At 73.3% G+C, this 25510-nt stretch carries 20 protein-coding genes, 2 pseudogenes and 1 riboswitch; of the genes and pseudogenes, 12 read left to right on the forward strand and 10 right to left on the reverse strand.

Translation table 11 applies throughout. The features are described 5' to 3' along the window. Window positions 1-78: 78 nt before the first annotated feature. Both ACFWP2_RS08940 and ACFWP2_RS08945 read right to left on the reverse strand, forming a co-directional pair. Window positions 79-549, reverse strand: coding sequence for a DUF3037 domain-containing protein (locus ACFWP2_RS08940; protein WP_380449574.1), 471 nt, complete (start codon window positions 547-549; stop codon window positions 79-81). Then, window positions 546-1301, reverse strand: a complete 756-nt coding sequence (locus tag ACFWP2_RS08945; RefSeq protein ID WP_380449575.1) for a HipA family kinase — start codon at window positions 1299-1301, stop codon at window positions 546-548. Before ACFWP2_RS08945 ends, ACFWP2_RS08940 begins: the two co-directional genes overlap by 4 nt. A 304-nt stretch (window positions 1302-1605) precedes the next feature. On the opposite strand from ACFWP2_RS08945, the gene ACFWP2_RS08950 reads away from it, so the two are divergent. Beyond that, window positions 1606-2964: an NAD(P)/FAD-dependent oxidoreductase gene (locus tag ACFWP2_RS08950; RefSeq protein WP_380449576.1), complete on the forward strand. Its 1359-nt coding sequence runs from the start codon at window positions 1606-1608 to the stop codon at window positions 2962-2964. 99 nt (window positions 2965-3063) lie between these two features. On the opposite strand, the gene ACFWP2_RS08955 is transcribed toward ACFWP2_RS08950, so the two are convergent. Further along, complete coding sequence (locus ACFWP2_RS08955) at window positions 3064-4266, reverse strand: GDSL-type esterase/lipase family protein (protein ID WP_380449577.1); 1203 nt, start codon at window positions 4264-4266, stop codon at window positions 3064-3066. A gap of 334 nt (window positions 4267-4600) precedes the next feature. Next, a complete protein-coding gene (locus ACFWP2_RS08960) occupies window positions 4601-5938 on the reverse strand; it encodes an aminotransferase class I/II-fold pyridoxal phosphate-dependent enzyme (RefSeq protein WP_380449578.1) in 1338 nt (445 codons plus the stop codon). A gap of 34 nt (window positions 5939-5972) precedes the next feature. On the opposite strand from ACFWP2_RS08960, the gene ACFWP2_RS08965 reads away from it, so the two are divergent. The 6 genes from ACFWP2_RS08965 (at window position 5973) to ACFWP2_RS08990 (ending at window position 11618) form a co-directional block, all read left to right on the forward strand. Continuing rightward, window positions 5973-6644 (forward strand): pyridoxamine 5'-phosphate oxidase family protein, encoded by a 672-nt coding sequence (locus ACFWP2_RS08965; RefSeq protein ID WP_380449579.1) that lies wholly within the window; start codon window positions 5973-5975, stop codon window positions 6642-6644. 13 nt (window positions 6645-6657) lie between these two features. After that, entirely contained in the window at window positions 6658-7299 is a 642-nt protein-coding gene (locus ACFWP2_RS08970; RefSeq protein ID WP_380449580.1) for an FMN-binding negative transcriptional regulator, read from the forward strand. 166 nt (window positions 7300-7465) lie between these two features. Then, entirely contained in the window at window positions 7466-8878 is a 1413-nt protein-coding gene (locus tag ACFWP2_RS08975; protein WP_380449581.1) for a sugar porter family MFS transporter, read from the forward strand. Between the two features lie 57 nt (window positions 8879-8935). Beyond that, a complete protein-coding gene (locus ACFWP2_RS08980; protein ID WP_380449582.1) occupies window positions 8936-9637 on the forward strand; it encodes a dienelactone hydrolase family protein in 702 nt (233 codons plus the stop codon). Between the two features lie 72 nt (window positions 9638-9709). Then, window positions 9710-10990, forward strand: coding sequence for an MFS transporter (locus ACFWP2_RS08985; protein WP_380449583.1), 1281 nt, complete (start codon window positions 9710-9712; stop codon window positions 10988-10990). A 100-nt stretch (window positions 10991-11090) separates the two neighbouring features. Next, complete coding sequence (locus tag ACFWP2_RS08990) at window positions 11091-11618, forward strand: HAD domain-containing protein (protein ID WP_380449584.1); 528 nt, start codon at window positions 11091-11093, stop codon at window positions 11616-11618. Here ACFWP2_RS08990 and ACFWP2_RS08995 read toward each other — a convergent pair. Beyond that, the gene (locus tag ACFWP2_RS08995) at window positions 11596-12384 is read right to left on the reverse strand and encodes a CPBP family intramembrane glutamic endopeptidase (RefSeq protein WP_380449585.1); all 789 of its coding nucleotides are present in this window, start codon (window positions 12382-12384) and stop codon (window positions 11596-11598) included. The two genes, ACFWP2_RS08990 and ACFWP2_RS08995, sit on opposite strands and share 23 nt — an antisense overlap. Before the next feature lie 138 nt (window positions 12385-12522). Next, window positions 12523-14025: a glutamate--cysteine ligase gene (locus ACFWP2_RS09000; protein WP_380449608.1), complete on the reverse strand. Its 1503-nt coding sequence runs from the start codon at window positions 14023-14025 to the stop codon at window positions 12523-12525. Between the two features lie 378 nt (window positions 14026-14403). Between ACFWP2_RS09000 and ACFWP2_RS09005 the strand changes: the two genes are divergently transcribed. Both ACFWP2_RS09005 and ACFWP2_RS09010 read left to right on the forward strand, forming a co-directional pair. Then, the gene (locus tag ACFWP2_RS09005; RefSeq protein ID WP_380449586.1) at window positions 14404-14976 is read left to right on the forward strand and encodes a hypothetical protein; all 573 of its coding nucleotides are present in this window, start codon (window positions 14404-14406) and stop codon (window positions 14974-14976) included. Between the two features lie 443 nt (window positions 14977-15419). Next, entirely contained in the window at window positions 15420-15611 is a 192-nt protein-coding gene (locus ACFWP2_RS09010; protein ID WP_030256473.1) for a DUF5999 family protein, read from the forward strand. A 129-nt stretch (window positions 15612-15740) separates the two neighbouring features. Here the strand turns inward: ACFWP2_RS09010 and gcvP are convergent, their stop codons facing one another. Then, the gene (gene gcvP, locus ACFWP2_RS09015) at window positions 15741-18641 is read right to left on the reverse strand and encodes an aminomethyl-transferring glycine dehydrogenase (protein ID WP_380449587.1); all 2901 of its coding nucleotides are present in this window, start codon (window positions 18639-18641) and stop codon (window positions 15741-15743) included. Window positions 18642-18879: 238 nt separating this feature from the next. Next, a riboswitch (glycine riboswitch) is annotated at window positions 18880-18983 on the reverse strand. Between the two features lie 238 nt (window positions 18984-19221). Between gcvP and ACFWP2_RS09020 the strand changes: the two are divergent. From ACFWP2_RS09020 to ACFWP2_RS09030, 3 genes and pseudogenes are all read left to right on the forward strand, one after another. Beyond that, a pseudogene (locus ACFWP2_RS09020) lies at window positions 19222-19605 on the forward strand (PRC-barrel domain-containing protein); the annotation flags it as partial. A 489-nt stretch (window positions 19606-20094) separates the two neighbouring features. After that, window positions 20095-20547: pseudogene (locus tag ACFWP2_RS09025) on the forward strand (DUF2382 domain-containing protein); the annotation flags it as partial. A 191-nt stretch (window positions 20548-20738) separates the two neighbouring features. After that, window positions 20739-22235 carry an MFS transporter gene (locus ACFWP2_RS09030; protein WP_380449588.1) on the forward strand — a complete coding sequence of 499 codons (1497 nt, stop codon included), beginning with the start codon at window positions 20739-20741 and terminating at the stop codon, window positions 22233-22235. A gap of 141 nt (window positions 22236-22376) precedes the next feature. On the opposite strand, the gene ACFWP2_RS09035 is transcribed toward ACFWP2_RS09030, so the two are convergent. The 3 genes from ACFWP2_RS09035 to ACFWP2_RS09045 form a co-directional block, all read right to left on the reverse strand. Next, entirely contained in the window at window positions 22377-23789 is a 1413-nt protein-coding gene (locus tag ACFWP2_RS09035; RefSeq protein ID WP_380449589.1) for a DNA polymerase IV, read from the reverse strand. Window positions 23790-23855: 66 nt separating this feature from the next. Then, window positions 23856-24593, reverse strand: coding sequence for a vancomycin high temperature exclusion protein (locus tag ACFWP2_RS09040; RefSeq protein ID WP_380449590.1), 738 nt, complete (start codon window positions 24591-24593; stop codon window positions 23856-23858). Window positions 24594-24669: 76 nt separating this feature from the next. Then, a complete protein-coding gene (locus tag ACFWP2_RS09045) occupies window positions 24670-25314 on the reverse strand; it encodes a MerR family transcriptional regulator (protein WP_380449591.1) in 645 nt (214 codons plus the stop codon). Between the last annotated feature and the right edge of the window lie 196 nt (window positions 25315-25510).

Consider the following 25510-nt stretch of genomic DNA (forward strand, 5'->3'; position numbering starts at 1 on the left):
AGGTGCTTCAGTAACTCAAGCTTTGACCACGGCAACCGTCGACGAGCCGCCCCGGAGCCACCCGGTGCCGCCCCGGTGTCAGAGCACCAGCTGGTCGAACAGCCGCCGCAGCTCCGTCTCCGGGTCCGCGGTCAGCCCGGTGTGCACCGGCCCCGGCTGGACGATCGCGCTGCGCGGCGCGGTCAGCCAGCGGAACCGCTGCCCGGCGTTGTCCCCCGCCGCCGGGCCGGCCTGCGGGCCGCCCTGGCAGACCGCCTCGATCCCGTGCAGCGCCCGCCGCACGCCCTGGACGTCCGCCACCGGGTCCAGCGCCAGCAGCCGGGCCTGGTCCAGGTGGGTACGGGCGGCCAGGTGGGAGCTCTGCCGGCAGTACAGCAGCACTCCGACGTTGACGCACTCGCCGCGCTCGACCCTCGGCACCGCGCGGATCACGGCGTACTCGTAGTCGTGCAGTTCGACGGTGGCCGGCAGCGCGGACGGTGTCGACGGCGTGGACGGCGTGGACGGCGTGGACGGCGTGGACGGCGTGGACGGCGTGTGGTCGGTCATGCGGGCACCTCCGGCAGCCAGTCCCGCGGACCGGCCAGTCGCTCGGTCAGCTGGGCGCGGTACGCGGCACGCACCTCGTCGGGCGAGTCGAAGCCGAACTCGTCCGCCAGCCAGACCTCGGGGATCTGCGCCACCGCGCCCTCGATCGCCGCCTCGGCGAGCGGCGCGAGCGCCTTGTCGGCCGCCGCCAGGTCCGGCCGGGCCCCCAGCAGCGCGTGGTCGGAGGCGTCGTACGGACGGCGGACCCAGGAGGCGGCGCCCGGCCAGTTGTGGTGGAAGATCAGGCTCGCGCCGTGGTCGATCAGCCGCAGCCCGCCGGTCGCCACCAGCAGGTTGGGGTTGCGCCAGGAGCGGTCGACGTTGCCGATCAGCGCGTCGAACCAGAGCACCTGCCCGGCCAGCTCCGGGTCCACCTCGAAGCAGAGCGGGTCGAAGTTGAGCGCGCCGCTGACGAAGGCCATCCCGAGGTTGGTCCCGCCACTGGCCCGCATCTGGTCCTGGATCTGGTGGTCCGGCTCGCTGCGCGCGAGCACCGGGTCCAGGTCGACCGTCACCAGCTCCGGCACCGGCAGCCCGAGCCGCCGGCCGAGCTCCCCGGCCAGCACCTCCGCGACCAGCGCCTTGCGGCCCTGCGCCGCGCCGACCCATTTCAGCGCGTACAGCCGCCGATCGTCGGCCTCGACCAGGCCCGGCATCGAGCCGCCTTCTCGCAGTGGCGTCACGTAGCGGATCGCCGTCACCTCGGGTAGCACGGCCGACAGCTTATCGGTGTCACCGCCCCGACCGCTCGGCCCCACCTCCGCCGTGCCCTTCCCCGCCCCGACAGCCCCGCCCCCGTCTCCCTCCGCACCGTCTCCCTCCTCACCGTCTCCCTCCTCACCGTCCCCCGACGGCCCCACCCCACAGCCCTGCCCCAGTGGCAGCCCCCGCCCCTCCGACCCCACCAGCCTCCCCTCCTCCTCCCCACCCCCACGGCCCCGCCCCGGTGGCAGCCCCCGCTGCTCCGTGCGAGTGTGGCGGACAGTAGTGGGGACCTTCACGGCAAAGGGATGAGCGATGGAACGACCTCGGATCCTGATCGTGGGCGGTGGCTTCGCCGGCCTGGAGTGCGCCCGCCGCCTCGAACACAAGCTGTCACCGTCGGAGGCCGAGATCTCGCTGGTCACGCCGTTCAGCTACCAGCTCTACCTCCCCCTCCTCCCCCATGTCGCGGCCGGCGTCCTGACCCCGCAGTCCGTGGCCGTCTCCCTGCGCCGCACGCTGCGCCGCACCCACATCGTCCCCGGCGGCGCCATCGGCGTGGACCCGGCCTCCAAGGTGTGCGTCGTCCGCAAGATCACCGACGAGGTGGTCGCGCAGAAGTACGACTACCTGGTGCTCTCCCCCGGAAGCGTCACCCGCACCTTCGACATCCCCGGCCTCACCGACTACGCCCGCGGCATGAAGACGCTCGCCGAGGCGGCCTACGTCCGCGACCACGTGATCGCCCAACTCGACCTCGCCTCCGCCACCCTGGACCAGAAGGAGCGCGAGTCCCGGCTCCAGTTCGTGGTGGTCGGCGGCGGCTACGCGGGCACCGAGACCGCCGCCTGCCTCCAGCGCCTCACCACCGCCGCCGCCTACCGCTACCCGCGCCTGGACGCGCGGCAGATCAAGTGGCACCTGATCGACATCGCCCCGAAGCTGATGCCGGAGCTCGGCGACCCGCTCGGCGAGGCCGCCCTGGAGGTGCTGCGCGGCCGCGGCATCGAGGTGTCGCTGGGCGTCTCGGTGGCCGAAGTCGGCGCCGAGACCGTCAAGTTCACCGACGGCCGGGTGCTGCCCTGCCGCACGCTGATCTGGACCGCCGGCGTGGCCGCGAGCCCGCTGATCGGCACTCTGGACGCCGAGACGGTGCGCGGCCGGCTCGCCGTGACGGCGGAGATGCGGGTGCCGCAGTTCGAGGACGTGTTCGCGCTCGGCGACGCCGCCGCAGTCCCCGATCTCGCCAAGGGCGACGGCGCGGTCTGCCCGCCGACCGCCCAGCACTCCGCCCGCCAGGGCCGCGTGGTCGCGAACAACGTGATCGCCGCGCTCCACGGCCGCCCCCTGGAGCCGTACTACCACAAGGACTTGGGCCTGGTGGTCGACCTCGGCGGGAAGGACGCGGTCTCCAAGCCGCTCGGCGTGGAGCTGCGCGGGGTGCCCGCCCAGCTGGTGGCGCGCGGCTACCACCTGATGGCGATGCGCACCAACGCGGCCAAGTTCCGAGTGGGCGCCAACTGGCTGCTCAACGCGACCGCCGGCGACGACTTCGTCCGCACCGGTTTCCTCGCCCGCCAGCCCGCCCGACTTCAGGACTTCGAGTACACCGACGCGTACTTGACGAAGGATCAGGTCCGCGCGCACGCCCAGTCGCTGCTCGCCAAGGGCTGAGCGCAGCCGTACGGCGCCCCCTCGGCCAAGGCCGCGGGGGCGCCGGATCGCGCGGTCACCGTGCGGTCGTCACGCGATCACGCCGGGATCACCATGCGGTCAGCGCGCGGTGAGGTACATCCCGCCCGCGTCCTGCCCGGCCGTGTTGTGGCAGGCGTAGTCACCGCTCGGGCGCGCCCACAGCAGCGTCAGGCAGCGCCCGGCCGCCTGCTGGCCGTAGTAGTTGGGGTGCATCGACTCCTGCAGCGCGCCCTGGGTGGAGTTGAGCCCGCCGTCCAGGAAGCGCGCCCACTCGCTGGTGGTCGCGGACGGGCCGGCGCTCGTGGTCGGCTGCCTGGTGGCCGTCGAGCAGACCTCACGGCCCTGCAGCATGTCCGACAGGTCCAGGAACTGCGCGCCCTTGGCGGCGGCGACGCCCGCCAGCGCCTGGGAGATCTGCGGCACCATCGAGTCGCGGGCCCAGTCGGCGTCCCCGTCCCAGAACGGGCAGCCGCCGGTGTTGGAGCGGGTCCAGCCGCTCTCCGGGTAGCGCATCTCGGCGCTGCGCGGGATCGGCGACGGGTAGGACTGCAGCACCAGGCGGTAGTCCGACTGCGCGTAGCCGGCGTCGGCCATCACCGCGCGGACCTCGTCGATCGCCTTGCCGACCCCGGCCATCGCGGCGGGCAACCTGTCGTCGATCTGGGACTGCGCGGAGTAGTGGCAGTAGGAGTACCAGACCAGGTAGTCCTTCACGCAGCTGGCGATGACGTCCGAGAAGCCCAGGTCGTTGCCGCCGATCGACAGGGTGATCAGCTTGACGTTGTTCTGCCGTGCCACGGTGGCGAGTTGGTCGGCCTGCGGGGCCTCGCCCTTGTACGACTGGCCGCCGTTGGAGGCGCGGAAGACGTTCGCGCTGACGGCGCCGGAGCAGGCCAGGTTGATCTCGTTCTGGGCCCCGGTCGAGGCGCTGAGCACCTCGGAGACGTCCGAGCGGTCGCACCCGCTCGCGGCGGTGGCGCCGTAGACCCGCGAGGCGTCGTACGAACTGCCGGTCCAGGCGCGGTCGGTGCCGTTGCGGCCGCCGCTGGTGCCGGCCGAGTTGCCCTTCCAGCGGCCGGCCTCGCCGGAGATGTAGCTGTCACCGAGCGTGACGCTGGCGGTGGGTCCGGACGGCACGGCCGTCGGCGCGGACGTCGCGGCGGAGGCCGGGGAGGCGACGGCCAGGCCCGCGACGGCCAGCGGGAGGGCGAGGGCTGCGGCGAGCAGCCGTCGGGAGGGTCGCGGGGTACTGCGGGTGATGCTCGAACGGTTCTCGGGCACTGCGGAACTCCTGCGGCTCGGTCTTCCCGAGGCATGGGGAACGGGAAGACGCCAGGGTGAGGGTGGGCCGCCGGCCGGTGGCGCGAAGAACATGACATGCCCGCGCTGGCCACCGCTAGGCGTCTGCGGGAGGTTTCCGCTTTTGTTACCGCCGGGTTCAGACCAGGCGTGCGGGCGACGACCGGACGCCGCCCGCGGTTCACGCCCGCCACACCTGCCCCACCCGCCCCAGGACCCGCCTGCCCCAGGACCCCTCACCTACCCCAGGACTCACCCGCCCCGGGCTCCCTGACCGGCCCCGGAATCCCCCGGCCCCCGGAATCCCCCCCGGGCCTCACACCAGCCGCGACCCGCCCCCGCCGGCCCCCAGCACCACCGCCAGGTCCTCCGCCAGCTCCCGCGCCTGCGCCGCCTCCAGTCGCGCCGTGGTGAACCGCAGCCCGGGCGGCGACTGGATCCGGTACCGCGCACCGGGCGCCGCGACCCAGCCGCGCTGCACCAGCGCCGCCAGCACCGAGGTCTCGTCCGGCACCGGCACCCAGACGTTCAGCCCGCTCCGCCCGTGCGCCGCGATCCCACGGGCCGCCAGCTCGCCCAGCAGCGCGTCCCGTCGGGCCCGGTACGCGGCGGCCACCCGGTCCGCTGGCGCGGCGTCGGTGCGCCACAGCTCCGCGACGGTGCGCTGCAGCAGGTGGCTGACCCAGCCGGCGCCCAGCCGCATCCGGCCGGCCACCCGTCCGATCGTCTCCGCGTCGCCGACCGCCACCGAGACCCGCAGGTCCGGCCCGTACGCCTTGGCCGCCGAGCGGACCACCGCCCAGTGCCGGGTGCCGGCGCCGACCAGCGGGTGGTACGGCTGGTCGACCATGCCGTGCCCGTGGTCGTCCTCGATCAGCAGCACCCCGGGGTGCTCCGCCAGGACGGCCTTCAGCGCCTCGGCCCGCCGCGCGGTGAGCGCCGCCCCGGTCGGGTTCTGCGCCCGGCTGGTGACCACCACGGCCCGGACGCCCTCGGCCAGCGCGGCGGCCAGTGCCTCCGGCAGCGGGCCCTCGTCGTCCAGCCGGACGGGCACCTGTTTCAGCCCCAGCGCGGGCAGCAGGTCGAGCAGGCTGCCCCAGCCCGGGTCCTCGACGGCCACCGCGTCGCCGGGGCGCAGCCGGGCGCCGAGGATCCGCTCGATGGTGTCCAGCGAGCCGGAGGCGACGGCGATCGGGCCGCCGGGCAGGCCGTCGGCCTCGAAGGAGGCGCGGGCGAGCGCGAGCAGCTGCGGGTCGACGGCGGCGTGCCCGTACAGCACCGGGTCGGTGCGGGCGGCCTCGGCGGCGGCCGCGAGGGCCGGGGCGAGGTCGGGCAGCAGGGCCGGGTCGGGGTTGCCGGTGGACAGGTCGCGGGCGTGCGGCGGGACGGGGATGCGGACCTGGTCGCGCGGGGTGAGCGCGGGCCTGGGCAGGATGCGGCTGCCCTTGCGCCCGGCGGTCTCGATCACGCCGCGGTCGCGCAGCAGCCGGTAGGCCGCGGCGACGGTGTTGGGGTTGACGCCCAGTTCGGCGGCGAGATCGCGCAGCGGGGGCAGCGCGGTTCCGGGGGCGAGCTGCCCGCTGCTCACGCCCTGCTCGATGTGGGCCGCGATTTCGCTGGCGCGTCGCCCTTTCAGCGGATAGTCTCCTAGCACAAAGCAAATTATGCACTAGTACATAGAGGATGTCATGTCAGCCAGCCAGGAAGGCTCGCCCAGCTACTCCCGCACCCCCAGGACCACACCCACCCGCTACCGGGACCGGGCCACCTGGGAGCAGGAGGCGATCCACGCCATCCTCGACAGTGCCTACATCTGCCACCTCGGCTTCGTGGTCGACGGCGCCCCCGTGGTCCTGCCGACGATCTTCGCCCGGGTCGGCAGCCGGCTCTACGTCCACGGCTCCACCGGCAGCCGTCCGATGCGCAACGCCTCCGGCGAGCAGGGCATGCCGGTCTGCGTCACCGTCACCCAGGTCGACGCGCTGGTGCTGACCAAGTCCGCGTTCAACCACTCGGTGAACTTCCGCTCGGTGGTCGCCCACGGCACCGCGCACCAGGTCACCGACCCCGGGGAGCTGGACGTCGCGCTCGCCGCACTGGTCGACCACGCGGTACCGGGGCGTTCCGCCGAGGTCCGTCCGGCCAACGCCAAGGAGCTGGCCGCCACCGCCGTCCTCCGGCTGGAGCTCGACGAGGTCTCGGCCAAGACCCGCGACGACGATGCCGCCGACGACCCGGAGGACGTCGGCCTGCCGCACTGGTCCGGCCTGATCCCGGTCACCACCGTGCACGGCACCCCCGAGCCGCACCCCGGCACCACCGTCCCGCTCCCCGCGCACCTGCGCGGCTACCCCCGCTGACGGGAGGCGCACCGTGCTGATCAGATCCTGGGACCGCGGTGACGAGGCCGAGTGGCGCACCTGGCTCGCCGAGGGCCGCGACTTCGGCCTGCTCGCCGCCAACGGCGGCCCCGGCGAGGGCCCGGTACTGGTCCCGACCCACTTCCTGCTGGACGTCGACCGCGGCGAGATCCTGCTCCACCTCGCCGCGCCCAACCCGCTGCTGGCCGCCGTCCGGGCCGATCCGAAGGTCACCCTCGCGGTCACCGACGGCTACGCCTTCGCCCCGGGCCACTGGCGCGGCGCACCGGGCACGCCCACCAGCTACTACGCCTCGGTCCACTTCCACTGCACCGCCGAGGTGGTGGAGTCCGCGGCCGGCAAGGCGGAGATCCTCAACCGCCAGCTGGCGCACTTCCAGCCCGAGACACCGGAGGTCCGGGTGGTGCCGGGCGAGGGCGAGTTGGCCCGGCAGCTGCCCGGGCTGCGCGGGCTCCGGCTGACCGTCGACGAGGTGCGGGCCAAGTTCAAGTACGACGACAAGAAGCCGGCCGAGGCGCAGTACGCGATCGCCGACCGGCTCGCCGAACGCGCCGACGGCCCGGGGCGCGGCCGCGACCAGTACGGCGCCGCCCGTGCCCAGCTGCTCCGCCGTCACCAGCGGCGCACCACCTGACCACGCACCGCCGGCCCGCGCACCGACAGGCCGCGCGCCGACGGCTGACCCCGGATCACCCGGTCGGCCGCCAACTCGCGCAGGGCGGCTGCGGCGCTGATCGAATGTGAGACGAGCCCTGCCCACTCGGCGTCAGAGCGGGCCCGTCGACCCCCCGGGAGCGCGCGTGTCATCGGTCAACAGCCAACGGGCGGCCGGCGAGGCCCACCTCGGCCACGTGGTGTTCATCTCGGCGGCCGCCGCCATGGGCGGTTTCCTGTTCGGCTACGACAGCGCGGTGATCAACGGCGCCGTGACCGGCATCCAGAAGCACTTCGGGGTGGGCCACGGCACCACCGCCTTCGTGGTGGCCATCGCCCTGCTCGGCTCGGCGCTGGGGGCGGTGCTCGCCGGCCGGCTCGCCGACCACCTCGGCCGGGTCCGCACGATGCTGCTGGCCGCCGTGCTGTTCGCGGCCAGCGGCATCGGCTCGATGTTCCCGCCGAACATCGAGGTCCTCGCGACCTGGCGCGTGATCGGCGGCATCGCGATCGGCATCGCCTCGGTGATCGCCCCCACCTACATCGCCGAGGTCGCCCCGACCGCCTACCGCGGCCGGCTCGCCTCCTTCCAGCAGATGGCGATCGTGCTGGGCATCACCGTCTCCCAGCTCGCCAACTGGGCTCTCAACCAGGCCGCCGGCGGCGAGTCCACCAATCACCTCGGCGGCGTCCAGGCGTGGCAGTGGATGCTCGGTGTCGAGGCCATCCCGGCCCTGGTGTACGGCCTGATGGCGCTCGCCATCCCGGAGTCGCCGCGCTTCCTGATCGCCGACCACCGCGAGGAGCAGGCCCGCAAGGTGCTGGTCGAGGTGGAGGGCGAGGGCGTGGACCTGGACGCCCGGGTGGCGGAGATCCGCGCGGTACTGGAGTCCGCCCACAAGCCCAGGCTCAGGGACCTGCTCGGCGGGCGCTTCGGCCTGCTGCCGATCGTCTGGGTCGGCATCGGGGCCTCGGTGTTCCAGCAGTTCGTCGGCATCAACGTGATCTTCTACTACTCGTCCTTCCTGTGGCAGTCGGTCGGCATCAACGAGTCCAACTCGCTGCTGATCAGCCTCTCCACCTCGATCATCAACGTGATCGGCACGGTGGTCGCGATGGCCCTGGTGGACCGGATCGGCCGCAAGCCGCTCGCCCTGGCCGGCTCGATCGGCATGGCGGCCGCGCTGGGCACCGCCGCCTGGGCGTTCTCCTTCCGGGAGGGCACCGGCGACACCGCCACCCTGGACAACACCCACGCCACCGTCGCCCTGATCGCCGCGCACGTCTTCGTGCTCTGCTTCGCCTTCTCCTGGGGCGTGGTGGTCTGGGTCCTGCTCGGCGAGATGTTCCCCAACCGGATCCGCGCGCTGGCGCTGTCCGTCGCCGCCTCGGCGCAGTGGATCGCCAACTGGGCGATCACCGTCAGCTTCCCGGACCTCGCCGACTGGAACCTCTCGGCGACGTACGTCATCTACGCGGCCTTCGCCCTGCTCTCCATCCCGTTCGTGGTCTTCTGCATCAAGGAGACCAAGGGCCGTGCCCTGGAGGAGATGGGCTGACCCGGCCCGCCCCGCCGAACCCCCGCCGCACGCGGCCCGACCCACCGAGAGGAAGCCATGCCTGACCAGGGCGGCTCCCGGCAGAACGTCACCTTCCCGAGCAACGGCCGCACCGCGCACGGCTACCTGGCCCGTCCGCCGCAGGGGGTCGGGCCGGGTCTGGTGGTGGTGCAGGAGTGGTGGGGGCTCACCTCGCACATCGCCGCCGTCGCGGACCGCTTCGCCGCCGAGGGGTTCACCGTCCTGGCCCCCGACCTGTTCGGCGGCAGCACCACCCACGACGGCGCCGAGGCCGCCCGGTTCAAGCGCGAGCTCCCGGTCGACCGGGCGGTGGAGGACCTGGCCGGGGCCGTCGACCACCTGCTCGCCCTGGACGGCGTGGTCGGCGACGCGGTGGGCGCGGTCGGCTTCTGCATGGGCGGCGGCTTCGCCCTGCTGCTGGCCTCCCGGGCCGGCGACAAGGTGGCCGCCGTGGTCCCGTTCTACGGCCTGCCGCCCGATCCGGACTTCGACTACCGCGGTCTGACCGCCCATGTGCTCGGCCACTTCGGCGAGTTGGACGGCTCGATCCCGATGGCCGCGGTGGACGAGGCGGCGATCAGGATCGGCGAGGCCACCGACGTCCGCCCGGAGATCCACTTCTACCCGGCCGGGCACGCCTTCATGAACGACGAGAACCTGATCGGCACCTACGACCCGCTCCAGGCCCGGATCGCCTGGCGCCGGACCCTCACCTTCCTCTGGGGCCACCTCGGCTGAAACCCCACGCTCCGGGCGTCCGGACGGGGAAAGGCGATGGACACCTGTACGACCCCACGGCATAGTCGCCGGGTGCCGACCCCACTCCCACCCCCGCTCCCGCCCCCGCGCCGCTTCGCCTGGGCGAGCCGCAACTCCCGCGTCCAGACCGCCGCCACCGTGATCAGCGGCCTCGGCAACGCCGGCGCCCCCATCGCCACCGCCTTCGCCGTACTCGGCACCGGCGGCACCACCGCCGAGGTCGGCTACGTCACCGCCGCCCGGCTGGTGCCCACCGTGCTGCTCCTGGTGGTCGGCGGCACCCTCGCCGACCGGCTGCCTCGCCACCTGATCATGGTCGCCGCCAACGTGTTCAGCGGGCTCTCCCAGGCCGTCCTGGCCGCCCTGGTGCTGACCGGGGACGTCCGGCTCTGGCAGATGCTGGCGCTCTCCGCGGCGGGCGGGGCCGGCTACGCCCTCTACACGCCCGCCTCCGGCGGCATGATCATGCAGGCCGTCCCGCAGGAGCACGCCGCCCGCGCCTTCGCGGTCTTCCGGATGGGCCTCAACGCCTCCCAGATCGGCGGTGCCGCCCTCGGCGGCGCCCTCACCGCCGCCGTCGGACCCGGCTGGGTGCTCGCCCTGGACGCCCTGTGCTTCCTGGCCGCCGCCGCCCTCCGCTTCTTCCTGGAGCCGGAGCAGGGCCCCGCCCCCACCGGCGGCAGCATGCTGCGCGATCTGCGCGAGGGCTGGCGGGAGTTCGCCTCCCGCCGCTGGCTCTGGGTGATCGTGCTCCAGTTCTCCGTGCTGATCGCCTGCGTCAACGCGGTGGAGTCGGTCTACGGGCCGACGGCCGCCAAGGAGCGGCTCGGCGGCGCCGGCGCCTGGGGCCTGGCGATGTCCGCCTACGGCGTCGGCCTGGTGGCCACCGGCGTGCTGATGACCCGCTGGCGGCCCCGCCGGATCCTGCTGGTCGGCAACTGGGGGGTCTTCCTGTTCGGCCTGCCCGCCGTGGCCCTCGCCGCCGAGGTGCCGCTGCCGCTGCTGGTCGTCGCGATGTTCCTGTCCGGCGCCGGCGTCACCGTCTTCGGCGTCAACTGGATGGTCGCGCTCCGGCAGGAGATACCCGAGGAGATGTTCTCCCGGGTCGCCGCGTACGACGAACTCGGCTCCTACTCCCTGGCCCCGGTCGGCACCGCGCTGGCCGGCCCCGCAGCCGTGGCGCTCGGCCTGTCCGGCGCGCTCTGGGCGTGCGCCGTCGCCTGTCTGGTGCTCAGCGCGGTCGTCCTGCTGGAGCCGCAGGTACGCCGGCTGAGCCGTCGGAGCACGACGGACGCACCGGTGCCCGTCAGCGCGCCCGCGCCCACCCCGTGAGCGCCCCGTGCGCCCCGCGTGCGCCCGCCCGTGCGCAACCGGTGGTGTGCGAGGGTCGTCCGGACAGTCGGGAAACACCACCGCATCCGAGAGGCCACCGGTGCCGAAGCCATTGCTGTTCCTGGACGTCGACGGCGTCCTGAACCCGGTCCGCCCGCACCCGGACGCCGGGTTCGACGCCCACGCCCTGTTCGGCTACACCGTCCTGCTGTCCGCCCGGCACGGCGTCTGGCTGCGCGAGCTCGCCGGAACGTACGACCTCGTGTGGGCGACCACGTGGGAGGCGCACGCCAACACCCACATCGCCCCGGCGATCGGGCTGGACCCGCTCCCCGTGGTCACCTTCACCGGCTACGTCCCCCAGCCCGGCGACCCGCGCGTCCCGCTGATGGAGCTGTTCTCCGCCGCCAAGTGGGCCCCGCTGCTGCGCTACGCCGACGGCCGGCCGTTCGCCTGGGTGGACGACGTCATCCCGCCGCGGCTGGTCCGCCGCTCCCTGTGGCGCCGGGACCGCCTGCTGCTGCCGGTCGACCCCGGCCAGGGCCTGGAACGCCGGCACGTCGACCGGCTGCTCGCCCGTCCACCGCGCGCCCAGGCGCTCCCGCTCAAGGGGTCGGCAGCCAGCTGACGTGCCCGGCCAGCAGCGCGTACCCGACGAAGGCCGCGGTGTCGATCAGCGCGTGCGCCACCACCAGCGGCATCACCCGCCCCCAGCGCCGGTACAGCAGGCAGAACACCACGCCCATCACCATGTTGCCGACCAGCCCGCCGACCCCCTGGTACAGGTGGTACGAGCCGCGCAGCACCGAACTCGCCGCCACCGCCGCGGGCCACGACCACCCCAGCTGCCCCAGCCGGCGCAGCAGGTAGCCGAGGACGACGACCTCCTCCAGGATGGCGTTCTGCCAGGCCGACAGCACCAGCACCGGTACCCGCCACCACACGTCCGGCAGTCCGGACGGCGCCACCGTCAGGTTGTACCCGGCCGCCTGCGAAGCCAGGTAGAGCGCCAGCCCCGACCCGCCGATCGCGGCCGCGACGGCGGCGCCCCGCCCCAGGTCGCGCAGCTTCTGCCCGAGGTCGAAGCCGAGCACCCGCAGCGCGACCCCCTCGCGCACCAGCAGGTAGCCGACCAGCACCACCGGCATCAGCCCGCGCCCGATGTAGTACAGCTGCCAGGTGAGGTCCAGCCAGGGCCGCCCGGGCGCCCGCGAGCCGTTCAGCGTGGCGACCTGCTGGCCGAGCTTGAGGGGTTCGGTGAGCGAGCCGGCGAAGCTGATCAGCGCGCTGATCCCGCTGGCGCCGAGGGAGAGGCCGAGGACGATCAGCAGCTCCGCGCCGAACAGCCGACGGGTGGGCTTCGCGGTCTCCGGCGCGGTCGGGACGGTGGACACGGGGGCTCCAGCGGACGGGCGGTCGCTCCGGCCGTCGGCCGACCGCCGGAGCGATCATCCTGACACAGGCGCCGGACCGCCCCGGCGGGGAGGCGGGTTCCGGCGGTTCAGCCCCGCGGGGAGGCGGAGTCCCTGAGGTCAGCCCACCGGCCAGGTGTGCACCGGCTCGCCGCCGCGCATGTGTTCGGCGTAGCGCCTGGTCATCGCCGCGAGCGCGGCCGGCCGGTCCATCCCGTACTGCTCGCGCAGCCGGTGGAAGGTCGCGACCTGCCAGGACGCGCCGTTGGTGCGGCGCAGGCAGCGCTGCTCGATGATGCCCAGGTAGCGGTCCCGGTCGGCGGGCTCCACGCCCCACTCGTCGAGGCCCTGGTAGGCCATCGGGAGCAGCTCGTTCAGCACCAGGTCGGTGGCGGACACGGTCTGCAGCCCGCCGCGCCCGGCCCGCGAGGAGCGCGGCCACTGGAACACCGCGTCGATGCCGTACCGGGCGCCCTGCTGGAAGTTCCCGTCCGCCCGCTCGAACGGCAGCCTGGTCCAGATCGGCCGGGGCTGTTCGGCGAGCACCCGCACCAGCCCGTAGTAGAAGGCGGCGTTGGCCAGCGTGTCGGCCACCGTCGGCCCGGCCGGCAGGGCCCGGTTCTCCACCCGCAGGTGCGCCACCCCGCCCGCGATGTCGTACACCGGGCGGTTCCAGCGGTAGATGGTCCCGTTGTGCAGCCGCATCTCGGCGAGCCTGGGCGCGCCACCGGAGGCCAGCACCTTCAGCGGGTCCTCGTCGTCGCAGATCGGCAGCAGCGCGGGGAAGTACCGCAGGTTCTCCTCGAACAGGTCGTACGCCGAGTCCACCCAGCGCTCGCCGAACCAGGTGATCGGGCGCACGCCCTGCGCCTTGAGCTCCGCCGTACGGGTGTCGCAGGCCTGCTGGAAGAGCACCGGACGGGTCTCCTGCCACAGCTCCCGCCCGAACAGGAACGGCGAGTTGGCGCCGAGCGCGAGCTGCGGCCCGCAGATCGCCTGGGCCGCGTTCCACACCGAGGAGAACCGCTCCGGGGTCACCTGGAGGTGCAGCTGGAGCGAGGTGGCGGCGGCCTCGGCCACCATGGTGATGGACTCCAGCTGGAGGTGCTCGACCCCCTCGATGTCCAGGGCGATGTCCTCCCCGCGGGCGGCCAGGATCTGGTCGCTGAGCAGGCTGTACCGCTGGTTGTGGCTCATCGCGTCCAGCCCGGTGTGGGCGTGCTCCAGGGTCGGCAGGATGCCCACCATGACGATCCGGGCGCCCGCCTCGGCCGCCCGCCGGTCGGCGTAGCGCAGGCCGGTGTCGATCTCCTCGCGCAGTTCCTCGAACACGTGGCCGCAGAGCCGGTGCGGCGTGATGTTGACCTCGATGTTGAAGCGGCCCAGTTCGGTCTGGAAGTCGCTGGAGCCGATCGCGCTCAGCACCTGCGCGTTGTTCATGGCCGGCAGGCCCTGCTCGTCGGCCAGGTTGAGCTCGATCTCCAGGCCCATCACCGCCCGCGGCCGGTCGAAGCGGTCCTCCCGGAGCATCCGTCCGAGCGTTTCGAGACACGCGTGGAGCTTGCGCCGGTACAGCTGCCGGTCCGCCAGTTCCGCCCGAGTCGCCACGACCTTCTCGCCCACGGTCCCCTCCTCCAGAGCCACCCCGTCGAGCACCCGGTCGACCGACCGTGCAAGCATCATGCCCACCGGGAAGATCGATACCCGAACGCGCAGACTGGCTTGCATTGCAAGGCATCTGACGGAAAATCAGAGGAACTGTAGACTTGCCCGGCACCACAGCCTGTGATAAACAGATCACCCTGCGCGTCTGTTCGAATTGATACAGCGCTCCGGCCGGTCGGCCTCGCCCCGAAGCCCTCGTCGACGGCGACGACCGTGCCGGCACCGCGATCCTGCACAACCGGACACGGCCGGGCCCCGTCACCGAAGACGCGTCGCCCCGGCACGCCGGTATGCCGCACTCGCACGCCGATCTCGCTTGGAGAGGCGGACCCCGCCATGACTCTGCAGACCCCCCAGCCCCCGCCGAGCGCGCTGCGCGCCGTCCTGGGCGCGCTCGACTCGGAGACCGCACTGCGCCAGCCCGCCGCCGCAGCGCTGCTCCATCCGACCGGCCCGCTGCTCCCCGCCCACCCGCTCGCGGTGCACGTCCTGACCGGCGGGCGCCCGGAGCTCACGGCCGCCCGCCGCACCGGCTGGCGCTTCCTGATCAAGGACGGCGCCGAGGTGGCCGCCGCCGCCGAGGTGGTGCAGAGCGCCGAGGGCCACACCTTCTCCCACTTCACCGCGGGCCCCTACCTCGACTCGACGGTCCGGGCACTGCGCGAGGCCTGGCAGCTCGCCCAGACCTCCCGGACCCGCCAGCAGCCCCGGCTGCTGACCTTCCCCGGCCAGTACGCCACGGCGCTGTGGCTGCACAGCCCCGACACCGGCCCGGCCGCCGACCTGCTGATCCCGCTGGCCCCGGCCCCGCTCGGCGTCACCGCGCACCGCGCCTGCCCGGCCGCCGAACTGCTGCCGCTGCTCGCCCGCGCCCCGCTCGCCAGGCCGCTGCTGCTCGGCTCCTCCTGACCCACCGACGGCCCCGCCCCTCGGGCCGCCGGGCCCACCCACCCGGCGGCCCGAGGCCGCACCCGCGCGCCCGCACGTCCTCGCGCCCACGCACCCGCCGCAGTTCTCACCCGAACGGCGACCACCCACCCGGGCCATCCGGCATGACCCCATCGGGCCATGCCCCGAATGACCCACTGGTGCGCCTGTTCCCGTCGGCCCCACCTGAACGGGTGATCTCTACCCGGGAGTTGTGGCGCATGTCACGAAATCCCTGGCGCACGGGTCCCGGGATGCCGACACTGGGAACCAGCGTGGAAGGACCACCTGTCCTACCCACTTGAGCGCCGGTCCACACCTGGTCGGCGCGCGGACAGGATCCGACCACCGCGGCGGTTCCGGACGGTACGACCTCCGGCGACCGCACCACGGGGAGGATCGCAGAGCGAAGCGAGGGTACGCGTATGTGCCAGCACCGTCCTGAGTGCCCGTCGGCCGAGTCCGAGGACCGCGAGGCGGCCGTGTCGGTGGCCTGCCACCCGGAGCAGGGCTGGAGCCTGCTCTGCAACGGCGTCGTCCTGTTCGAGGACACCGGAGAGCTGCTGCCCGACGGCCGGGTGATCGCCCCGCGCCGCCCCGTCGCCCACGCGGCCTGACCACCCGTCCGGCCGTACGGCGGGGGCAGCCGCCGACTCGACAGCGCAACGGACAGGGCCCCGGCGGAGACTCCGCCGGGGCCCTGTCGTCCGGGCCGGACCTCCGAGGTCCGGCCCGGTCAGATCAGGTCAGACGCCGTACTCGTCCAGCGGCGGGCAGGAGCAGACCAGGTTGCGGTCGCCGTACGCGCCGTCGATCCGGCTCACCGGCGGCCAGTACTTGTCCGCCGGGTTCACGCCCGCCGGGAAGACGGCCTCCTGCCGCGAGTAGCCGTGCTCCCAGTCGCCGGCCAGCGTGGCGGCGGTGTGCGGGGCGTTGCGCAGCGGGTTGTCGTCGGCCGCCCACGCACCCGAGCCGACCTTGTCGATCTCCGCCCGGATGGTGATCATCGCGTCGCAGAACCGGTCGATCTCGTGCAGGTCCTCGGACTCGGTCGGCTCGATCATCAGCGTGCCGGCCACCGGGAAGGACATCGTCGGCGCGTGGAAACCGTAGTCGATCAGGCGCTTGGCGATGTCGTCCACCGTCACGCCCGTCTCCTTGGTCAGCGGGCGCAGGTCGATGATGCACTCGTGCGCGACCAGCCCGCCCGGACCGGTGTAGAGCACCGGGAAGTGCGGCGCCAGGCGCTTGGCGATGTAGTTGGCGTTCAGCACCGCGACCTGGGTCGCGCGCTTGAGGCCCTCGCCGCCCATCAGCCGGACGTACGCCCAGGAGATCGGCAGGATGGCCGCCGAGCCCCACGGCGCGGCCGAGATCGGGCCCACACCGGTGGCCGGGCCGGCCTCCGACTGCAGCGGGTGGTTCGGCAGGTACGGCGCCAGGTGGGCGCGCACCGCGACCGGGCCGACGCCCGGGCCGCCACCGCCGTGCGGGATGCAGAAGGTCTTGTGCAGGTTCAGGTGCGAGACGTCCGCGCCGAACTTGCCCGGCTTGGCGAGGCCGACCAGGGCGTTCAGGTTGGCGCCGTCCACGTAGACCTGGCCGCCGGCCTCGTGCACCAGGGCGCAGATGTCGGTGATCTGGGTCTCGTACACGCCGTGGGTGGACGGGTAGGTGACCATCAGCACGGCGAGGTTGTCGCGGTGCTGCTCGATCTTGGCCTTCAGGTCCTCGACGTCCACGTCGCCGTCGACCAGGGTCTTCACCACGACCACGCGCATGCCGGCCATCACCGCGGAGGCCGCGTTGGTGCCGTGCGCCGAGGACGGGATCAGGCAGACGTCGCGCTGGGTGTCGCCGTTGGCGTGGTGGTAGGCGCGCACGGCCAGCAGGCCGGCGAACTCGCCCTGCGAGCCCGCGTTCGGCTGGATCGACACGGCGTCGTAGCCGGTCACCTCGACCAGCTGCTGCTCCAGCTGGCGGATCAGGGTCAGGTAGCCCTGGGCCTGGTCGATCGGGGCGAAGGGGTGCAGCTGGCCGAACTCGGGCCAGGTCACCGCCTCCATCTCGGTGGTCGCGTTGAGCTTCATGGTGCAGGAGCCCAGCGGGATCATGCCGCGGTCCAGCGCGTAGTCCCGGTCCGACAGGCGGCGCAGGTAGCGCAGCATGGCGGTCTCCGAGCGGTGGCTGTGGAAGACCGGGTGGGTCAGGTACTCGTCCTCGCGCAGCAGCGCGGCGGGCAGCGCGTCGGCGGCCTCGGCGACCTCGACGGCGGGGACGCCGAACGCGGCCCAGACACCGGCCAGGTGCTCGCGGGTGGTGGTCTCGTCGGTGGAGACGGAGATGCGGTCCGCGCCGTCCTGGTGGACGTTGATGCCGTTGGCGCGGGCGGCGGCGGCGATCTCGGCGGCGCGGCCCGGGACGACGGCGGTGACGGTGTCGAAGAACTCGCCGTGCAGCAGCTCGACGCCGCCGGCCCGCAGGCCCTCGGCGAGGGCGGCGGCGTAGCGGTGGGTGCGGCGGGCGATGTCGGCCAGGCCGTCCGGGCCGTGGTAGACGGCGTACATCGAGGCCATCACGGCGAGCAGCACCTGGGCGGTGCAGATGTTGCTGGTGGCCTTCTCGCGGCGGATGTGCTGCTCGCGGGTCTGCAGCGCCAGGCGGTAGGCGCGGTTGCCGTCGGCGTCGATGGAGACGCCGACCAGGCGGCCGGGCAGCGAGCGGGCGTACTCGGCGCGCACCGACAGGTAGCCGGCGTGCGGGCCGCCGAAGCCCATCGGCACGCCGAAGCGCTGCGAGGTGCCGCAGGCGATGTCGGCGCCCAGCGAGGCCGGGGACTTGAGCAGGGTCAGCGCGAGCAGGTCGGCGGCGACGGCGACGATCGCGCCCAGGCCGTGCGCCTGCTCGATCACCGGGGCGAGGTCGCGGACGACGCCGGTGGCGCCCGGGTACTGGAGCAGCACGCCGAAGACGCCGCGCTCGGCGATCTCGGCCGGGATGCCCTCGGACAGGTCGGCGACGACCACCTCGACGCCGGTCGGCACGGCGCGGGTGTTGATCACCGCGACGGTCTGCGGCAGGGTCTCGGCGTCGACCAGGAAGACGCCGCCCTTGACCTTGGTGACGCGGCGGGCCAGCGCCATCGCCTCGGCGGCCGCGGTGCCCTCGTCCAGCAGCGAGGAGCCGGAGGTCGGCAGGCCGGTCAGGTCGGAGACCAGGGTCTGGAAGTTCAGCAGGGCCTCCAGGCGGCCCTGCGAGATCTCCGGCTGGTACGGGGTGTAGGCGGTGTACCAGGCCGGGTTCTCCATGACGTTGCGCAGGATCACCGGCGGGGTGAAGGTGCCGTAGTAGCCCAGGCCGATCATCGGCTGGAGCACCTGGTTGCGGCCGGCCAGCTCGCGCAGCTCGGCGAGGACCTGGGCCTCGGTCCGGCCGGCGGGCAGGTCCAGGGCGGTGATGGAGCGGATCGCCTCGGGCACGGCGGTGCCGGCGAGCTCGTCCAGCGAGCCGTAGCCGACGGACGCCAGCATCTTCTCCTGTGCGGCGGCGTCGGGGCCGATGTGGCGGTTCTCGAAGGGGCTGGCCAGCTCAAGCTCGGTGAGGGTCGAGGCGCCGGTGGGGCGTCCCGCGTTCGGCTGGGCGTTCATGGTGGTCGAGGCCTCCTGGTCACGGACCGGCGGGGGTACGCACGCCGGCCGGCCTTCGCCGCTGCGAGCAGCGGACGAGCCGGGGCGGGCGGACCCGACAGGCCTCCCCCTCTGTCATCGGGACCTGAGAGCTTCACCCGCACGGGGCGCTGTGGGCGCTCCGCCGGCTTGCACCGTCGGTGAGGGTGGTGATCGCCGGCTCCCGTGCCGACGCTCCTGCCCTGCTTTCCAGAGTGACCTACCCCACACGGTACGGATGCCTGAGAGATTCCGGGGAGGAGTTGCTCCTTCGGCGCTCCGACCAGCGGTTTTCGCGGTCGGAGACTCTCCCGAGCGGGCTCTGCGGTCGCCGCCCAGGGTACCAGCGGGAGGCCCCCCGATCACGGGTGCATCAGGTCAGTTGAGGTCTACGCGTGAGGTCTACGCGCGTCCCCCGGACGGTCCAGCGCGAACCCCGGACGGCGCACTCGGGTCGCGCACGTCCGATTCATGGCTTTTGGTGTGAAGTGGCGGACGGAATCGGGTGCTCCGGCCGCCTTCCTGCGGGAGTTCCGCAGGTTCAGCACGCGGGAGGAAAGAAGTGCAGACCGACATCGACCCCCGGGACCTCATCGGCCACAAGGCCGTCGACCGCAACGGAGACAAGATCGGCACGGTCGACGAGGTCTACCTGGACGATGCCACCGGTCGGCCCGAGTGGGCCGCGGTCCGGACGGGCATCTTCGGCCGGGACGCCTTCGTCCCGCTGACCACGAGCGAGTTCGCCGGCGACGAGCTCCGGGTGCCGTACGACAAGTCGCTGGTGAAGGAGTCACCGGACTTCGGCGTCGGCCAGCACCTGTCCCCCGCCCAGGAGCTCCAGCTCTACCGCTACTACGGGCTCGACACCCCGATGGACAGCCGCCCGAACGGCGAGAACGGAAGCCGGGCCAAGCAGCCCGACCTCGACTTCGGCACCACGGCGGCGGCCGCCGCCACGACGGCCGCGGCGGCCCCGGCCAAGTCGCTCACCTTCCACACGCCGGAGCGGACCCCCGAGCGCTCCTCCGAGCGGCTCCCCGAGCCCCCGCCGGCCCGAACCCCCGCTGCCGCCGCCCCCGCCGCCGCCGCCCCCACCATCGCCGAAACCGCCAGGACCGCCCCGGAGGCCGACATGCGGACCCTCAGCACCCCCGTCACAACCGGCACCCCCGCCACCCCCGCCACCCCCGTCGACTCCCCGCCGGCCGCGCACACCTCCGCCGCGCCTCCGGTCTCCTCCGCCCCACCCGTCTCCGCCCCGCCCATCACCACCGCGTCCATCGCCACCGCGCCCGCCGCCTCCACCACCGCACCCGTCGTGGAGCCGAAGCCGCAGCCCACCCCCACCCCGGCGTCGACCACCACGACCGCCCCCACGCACACCGGCGCTCCCTCGTCCGCCCCCAGCAGCCCGGTCGAGATCACCTGCCGCGAGGAGCGGCTGGAGATCACCACCGAGTGGCACACCCTCGGCACCGCGAAGCTGCGCAAGTACGTGACGACCGAGCAGTTCGAGCGCCGCGTCCCGGTGGTCCGCGAACGCGTCCGGGTCGAGCGGACGCCGATCAGCGACGCCGAGCGCGCCACGCTCAGCGAGAAGGAGATCGCCGAGGCCGTCGAGGAGGTCACTCTCCGTGAGGAACGCCCGGTGGTCCGCAAGTACCTGGCCCCCATCGAGCGGGTCCGTCTGGTCGTCGAGCGGTACACGACCGAGGAGGTGATCCGGGAGGAACTCCGCCGCGAGAACGTCGAGGTCCACGACACCACCGCCACCCAGCCCCAGTCTCCGGCCGCGGCCCCGGCCTCCCCGGCCTCCGCCTCCGCGCCGCCCGCCACCTCGTCCCACGACGCTCCCCACGCCGTCGGCCTGCGGCCACTCGTCTGACAGCGGCGACAACGCCCCGACGCGAAGGGCCCCGGACGCCGTCCGGGGCCCTTGTCGTGCGCTCGACCAGCACTTGTCGCGCACCCGACCATTCGCCTTTGCCAAAGCTTAACCACTCGATATTTGACACTCTGAAGTATCCCCCTGCATGGTTACTTCAGTTCATTCACTATGTACGGGAGGAAGCAACCGTGAGTGAGGCACCACAGCCCACCACCGCGGCCGAGAAGCAGAGCAGCGCCCGGGTCCTGCCGGCCCTCATCCTGGCGATGCTGTCGTTCAGCGTGGTGCAGACCGCGGTCGTTCCGATCCTGCCCTCGCTGGCCAAGGAACTGAGCGTCTCCGCCTCCAGCGTCACCTGGCTGATGACCGCCAACCTGCTCTCCGCAGCCGTGCTGACTCCCCTCCTGGGCCGCTTCGGCGACCTCCGGGGCCGCAAGCCGATGCTGCTGATCTCGCTGGCCGGCCTGGTCGCCGGTTCGGCGCTGGCGGTCAGCACCCACTCCTTCACCTGGCTGGTCGTCGCCCGTGTCCTCCAGGGCGCCGGCGGTGGCGTCCTGCCGCTGGCGATCAGCATCGTCCGTGACGAGCTGCCCAAGCACAAGGTGACCGGCGGCGTCGCCGCCATCAGCGCCTCGATGGGCGTCGGCTCCGGCCTCGGCCTGGTCGCCACCGGCCTCCTGCTGGAGCACTGGGACTACAAGTCGATCTTCTGGATGGGCCTGGTCTTCGGCCTGCTCGCGGTCGCCCTGGTGGCCTTCCGCGTCCCGACCGACCCGGTCACCGACAAGGAGGGCGGCGCCGACCCGCTCGGCGCCCTCACCCTGGCCGGCTGGCTCTCCGCGCTGCTGGTCGCGGTCAGCCAGGGCAACCACTGGGGCTGGACCTCCAACAAGACGCTCGGCCTGTTCGCCGTCGCCGCCGTGGTCGCCCTGGTCTGGGGGATCATCGAGACCAAGGTCGCGCACCCGCTGGTGGACATGAAGATGATGGCCCGTCCGGCCGTCGCCTTCACCAACGTGTCCGGCCTGCTCATCGGCTTCGGCATGTACGGCTCCTTCATGGTCATCAGCAACTTCGCCCAGACCCCGGAGAAGCTGACCCACTACGGCTTCACCGCCTCCGTGCTGCACGCCGGCATCATGCTGCTGCCGTCCGCCATCGGCTCGATGGTCGCCGCCCCGGTCGGCGCCCTGCTGATCGCCCGCCGCGGCCCGCGCCTGCCGCTGGTCCTCGGTGGCGTCCTCGGCGCCGTCGCGATGGCCTACCTGGCCGTGCGCCACGGGCAGGAGGGCGACATCTACACCGCCTCGGCGATCTTCGGTCTCGGCGTCGGCCTGGCCTTCGCCGCGATGCCGGCCTTCATCAACGGCGCCGTGCCGGTCGAGCAGAGCGGCATCGCCAACGGCATGAACTCCGTGCTGCGCACGGTCGGTGGCGCGATCGGCACCGCCGTCATGGCCGCCATCCTGACCGGCGACACCATGAAGCTGCCGCCGCAGATCCCGCTCTCCCTGCCCACCCTGGACGCCTACAAGCACGCGTTCTGGACCGCGGCCGTCGTCTGCATCGTCGCCGGCGTCGTCCCGTTCCTGATCCGCGGCGGCACGGCGGCCGCCACCGCGACGGTCGCCGGCGGCTCCGCCCAGCAGGACTCCAGCCCCGAGCTGGTCAAGACCGACGCCTGACGAGGCGTCCGGCCCCCGCGCTCAGGGACAGGGCGCGGGGCCCCGGCCTCCGTACGTCGCGAGGGCATCACGAACGTACGGAGCCGGCACGGTGATCGGCCCCACCCGGTGCTCCCCCACCGGGTGGGGCCGCTTCGCGTTTCAGGCGCCCTCCGCCGGTCCGTCTCCCGCCCCCGGCGCAGCGTCCGTCCCCTCGTCCCGGCGCAGCGGCAGCGGCCGGGACGGTTCGAGCGCCGGGTCGTCCACCGCGAAGGTCCGCACCCGCCCCCGCTCGCTCCACGGCGTCTCGAACCGCACGGTGACCCTGCCGACGCCGCTGCCCTGCACCCAGCCCGGGCCGAACTCCTCGTGCCGGACGTCCTGTCCGGGCATCCAGCGCCGCACCACGACGGCCTCCGGTTCCTCGGCCTCCTCGGCCTCGGCAGCCGCCTCCGCGTGCTCCGCGGCCTCCTCCCGCAGTGCCTGGGCGAACAGGTCCTCCTGGGTGTAGTCGGCGAGTTGGGCGACGCCCACGCCCAGCAGCCGGACCCCGCCCGTGATGTCGACCTGCTCGGCCAGCCGGCGCGCGGTCGCGGTGATCACCGTCTCGTCGTCGGTGGGCCCGCCGAGCGTTTCCGAGCGGGTCAGCGTCGAGAAGTCGAACCGCCGGACCTTGAGCACCACCGTCCGCCCGGAACGCCCGGCCGCCCGCAGCCGCCGCACGCACCGTCCGGCCAGCGCCTCCACCTCGCGCAGCACCCGCTCCCGGTCGGCCAGGTCCACCTCGTAGGTGTCCTCGACCGACACCGACTTGGCGTCCTGGTCGGCGATCACCGGCCGCTCGTCCAGTCCTATGGACATCTGGAAGATCCCGGCGCCGTGCGCCCGCCCGGCCAGCTGCACCAGCTCCGCCTCCCCCGCCTCCGCGAGGTCGGCCACCGTGTTGAGCCCGGCCCGGCGCAGCACCTGCTCGGTGGCCGGCCCGATCCCGGGCAGGGCCCGCACCGGCATCGGGCCGAGCACGGCCCGCTCCTGCCCGGGCTCGATCATGACCAGCCCGTCCGGCTTGGCCTGCTCGGAGGCGATCTTGGCCATCAGCTTGGACCCGGCCGCCCCGACCGATCCGGTCAGCCCGGTCAGTCGATGGATGTCCGCCCGCAGGTCCTCCGCCAGCGCCAGCACCAGCCGCTCGCCGGTCTCGTGGTCCGCCTCCAGCAGCGCCGGGCCGTACGGACCGGCCTCCAGGTCCACGAAGGCCTCGTCCAGGCTCAGCGGCTGCACCAGCGGGGAGAGCTCCCGCAGCAACCCCATCACGATCTCGCTGGTCTGCCGGTAGGCCTCGAACCGCCCCGACAGGAAGGCGGCGTTGGGGCAGAGCCGGCGCGCCTGCGCCATCGGCATCGCCGAGTGCACCCCGAACCTGCGCGCCTCGTACGAGGCCGTGGAGACCACCCCGCGCCCGCCGAGCCCGCCGACGATCACCGGCTTGCCGCGCAGGCTCGGCTTGGCCGCCTGCTCCACCGCCGCGAAGAAGGCGTCCATGTCGAGGTGGATGATGCTCGGCAGAGATCGCACCCGCCGATCATCGCGCACGGGTCCGACAGTGCGTACGAACCCCGGCCGGACGGCCCTCGGCAGGCCCTACTTCCCCGCCGCCAGCGCCTTCGGGATGCCGTCCTCCCGGGGCCCCAGGAACACCGGGTCCGGGCTCAGCAGGGCGTCGCCGGCCGCCTTGCCCGCTCCGGCGACCTCCCGCAGCCCGCCGTACAGCCAGGTCGCGTCGTGCAGTTCCGGCACCCCGACGGCGTACGAGCGGATGCCCGCCGCCTCGCACAGGGCCAGCGCCCGGCGGACGTGGAAGTCCTGGCTGACCAGCACCGCGTGGTCCACCCCGAAGATCCGGCGCGCCCGGGTGCAGGAGTCCCAGGTGTCGAAGCCCGCGTAGTCGCGGACGACCCGGTCCTCGGGCACCCCGTGCTGGGTCAGGTAGGTGTACATCGCGTCGGGCTCGTCGTACTCGACCCGCCCGTTGTCCCCGGTCACCAGGATCGCCTGCACCTTCCCCTCCCGGTACAGGTCCACCGCCGCGACCAGTCGGTGCTCCAGGTACGGGGAGGGCTTGCCCTGGTACAGCCCGGCCCCGAAGACCACGGCGACCGGTGCGGCGGGCGCGCTCTCCACCGTGCCCACCCGGTCCCCCGCGGCGAACCACACCCAGGCGCTCGGCGCCAGCGCCAGCGAGCAGAGCACCGCCGCGCCCTGGAACACCCTGCGCTGCGTCCGCCGCTGACGGCGCAGCCGCGTCCCCAGCAGCCCGGCCCTGCGCCGCAGCAGCCCCGCTATCCCGGTGCCGACCTCCACGTGCCCTCCCTCGATCACGTCAACCAGGCAACACGACGAGGCCGCGGGTCCGGACGGTTCCCCGTCCGGGCCCGCGGCCCCGTCGTACGTCCGCTCAGACCGCCCGGTTGCGCCGCTGGGCCAGCTCGTCGGCCGGGTCGTGCCCGACCAGGGTCTCGCCGGTGTCGGTGCGCTCGGCGTGCAGCCGGCCGAGGGTGAGCTCCAGCTCCTGCCAGACCGCTCCCACCGCGATGCCGAAGACGCCTTGACCGCCCTTCAGGAGGTCCACCACCTGCTGCGGCGTGGTGCACTCGTACACCGTCGCGCCGTCGCACATCAGCGTCAGCCCGGCCAGGTCGGCCTGGGCGGCGGCCTGGAGGTGGGCGACCGCCACCCGGATGTTCTGCAGCGAGACACCCGCGTCGAGCAGCCGCTTCACGATCTTCAGCAGCAGGATGTCGCGGAAGCTGTAGAGCCGCTGGCTGGTCGACGGGTACGCGGTGCGGACGCTGGGCTCCAGCAGTCCGGTGCGGGCCCAGTAGTCCAGCTGGCGGTAGGTGATGCCGGCCGCCGCGCAGGCCGTCGGGCCGCGGAAGCCGAGCAGGTCGGACGTCGGGGCCAGCCGCTCGATGGCCGGCTGGCCCGGTTGCACGGCCGGGAACCTGCCCATCCGGGGGAGATCCGTGACGGTGCGAGCGGCGCGCGGCATGTGCACGGCGCACCGGCCTCCCACGGCCGCGTCATCGCCGGTGCTGCTCATGCCTGCCTCCGTCCACTTGTGCTGCGGGCAACCCGACTGCGCGCATCGGCCACCCGGACAGCCACTCCTGACGGTAGGCAGTCCCCTATGACCCGTCAACGATCGCCACGCCGGGTCAGACAAACCACATCACTCAGGAGAGTGGTTTTTCGTGCCCCTAGTGTGGGTAGATGGACGGTTTTTGGCAAAACGGTCG

The organism is Kitasatospora sp. NPDC058444 (genome assembly GCF_042721415.1).
GTDB lineage: Bacteria > Actinomycetota > Actinomycetes > Streptomycetales > Streptomycetaceae > Kitasatospora.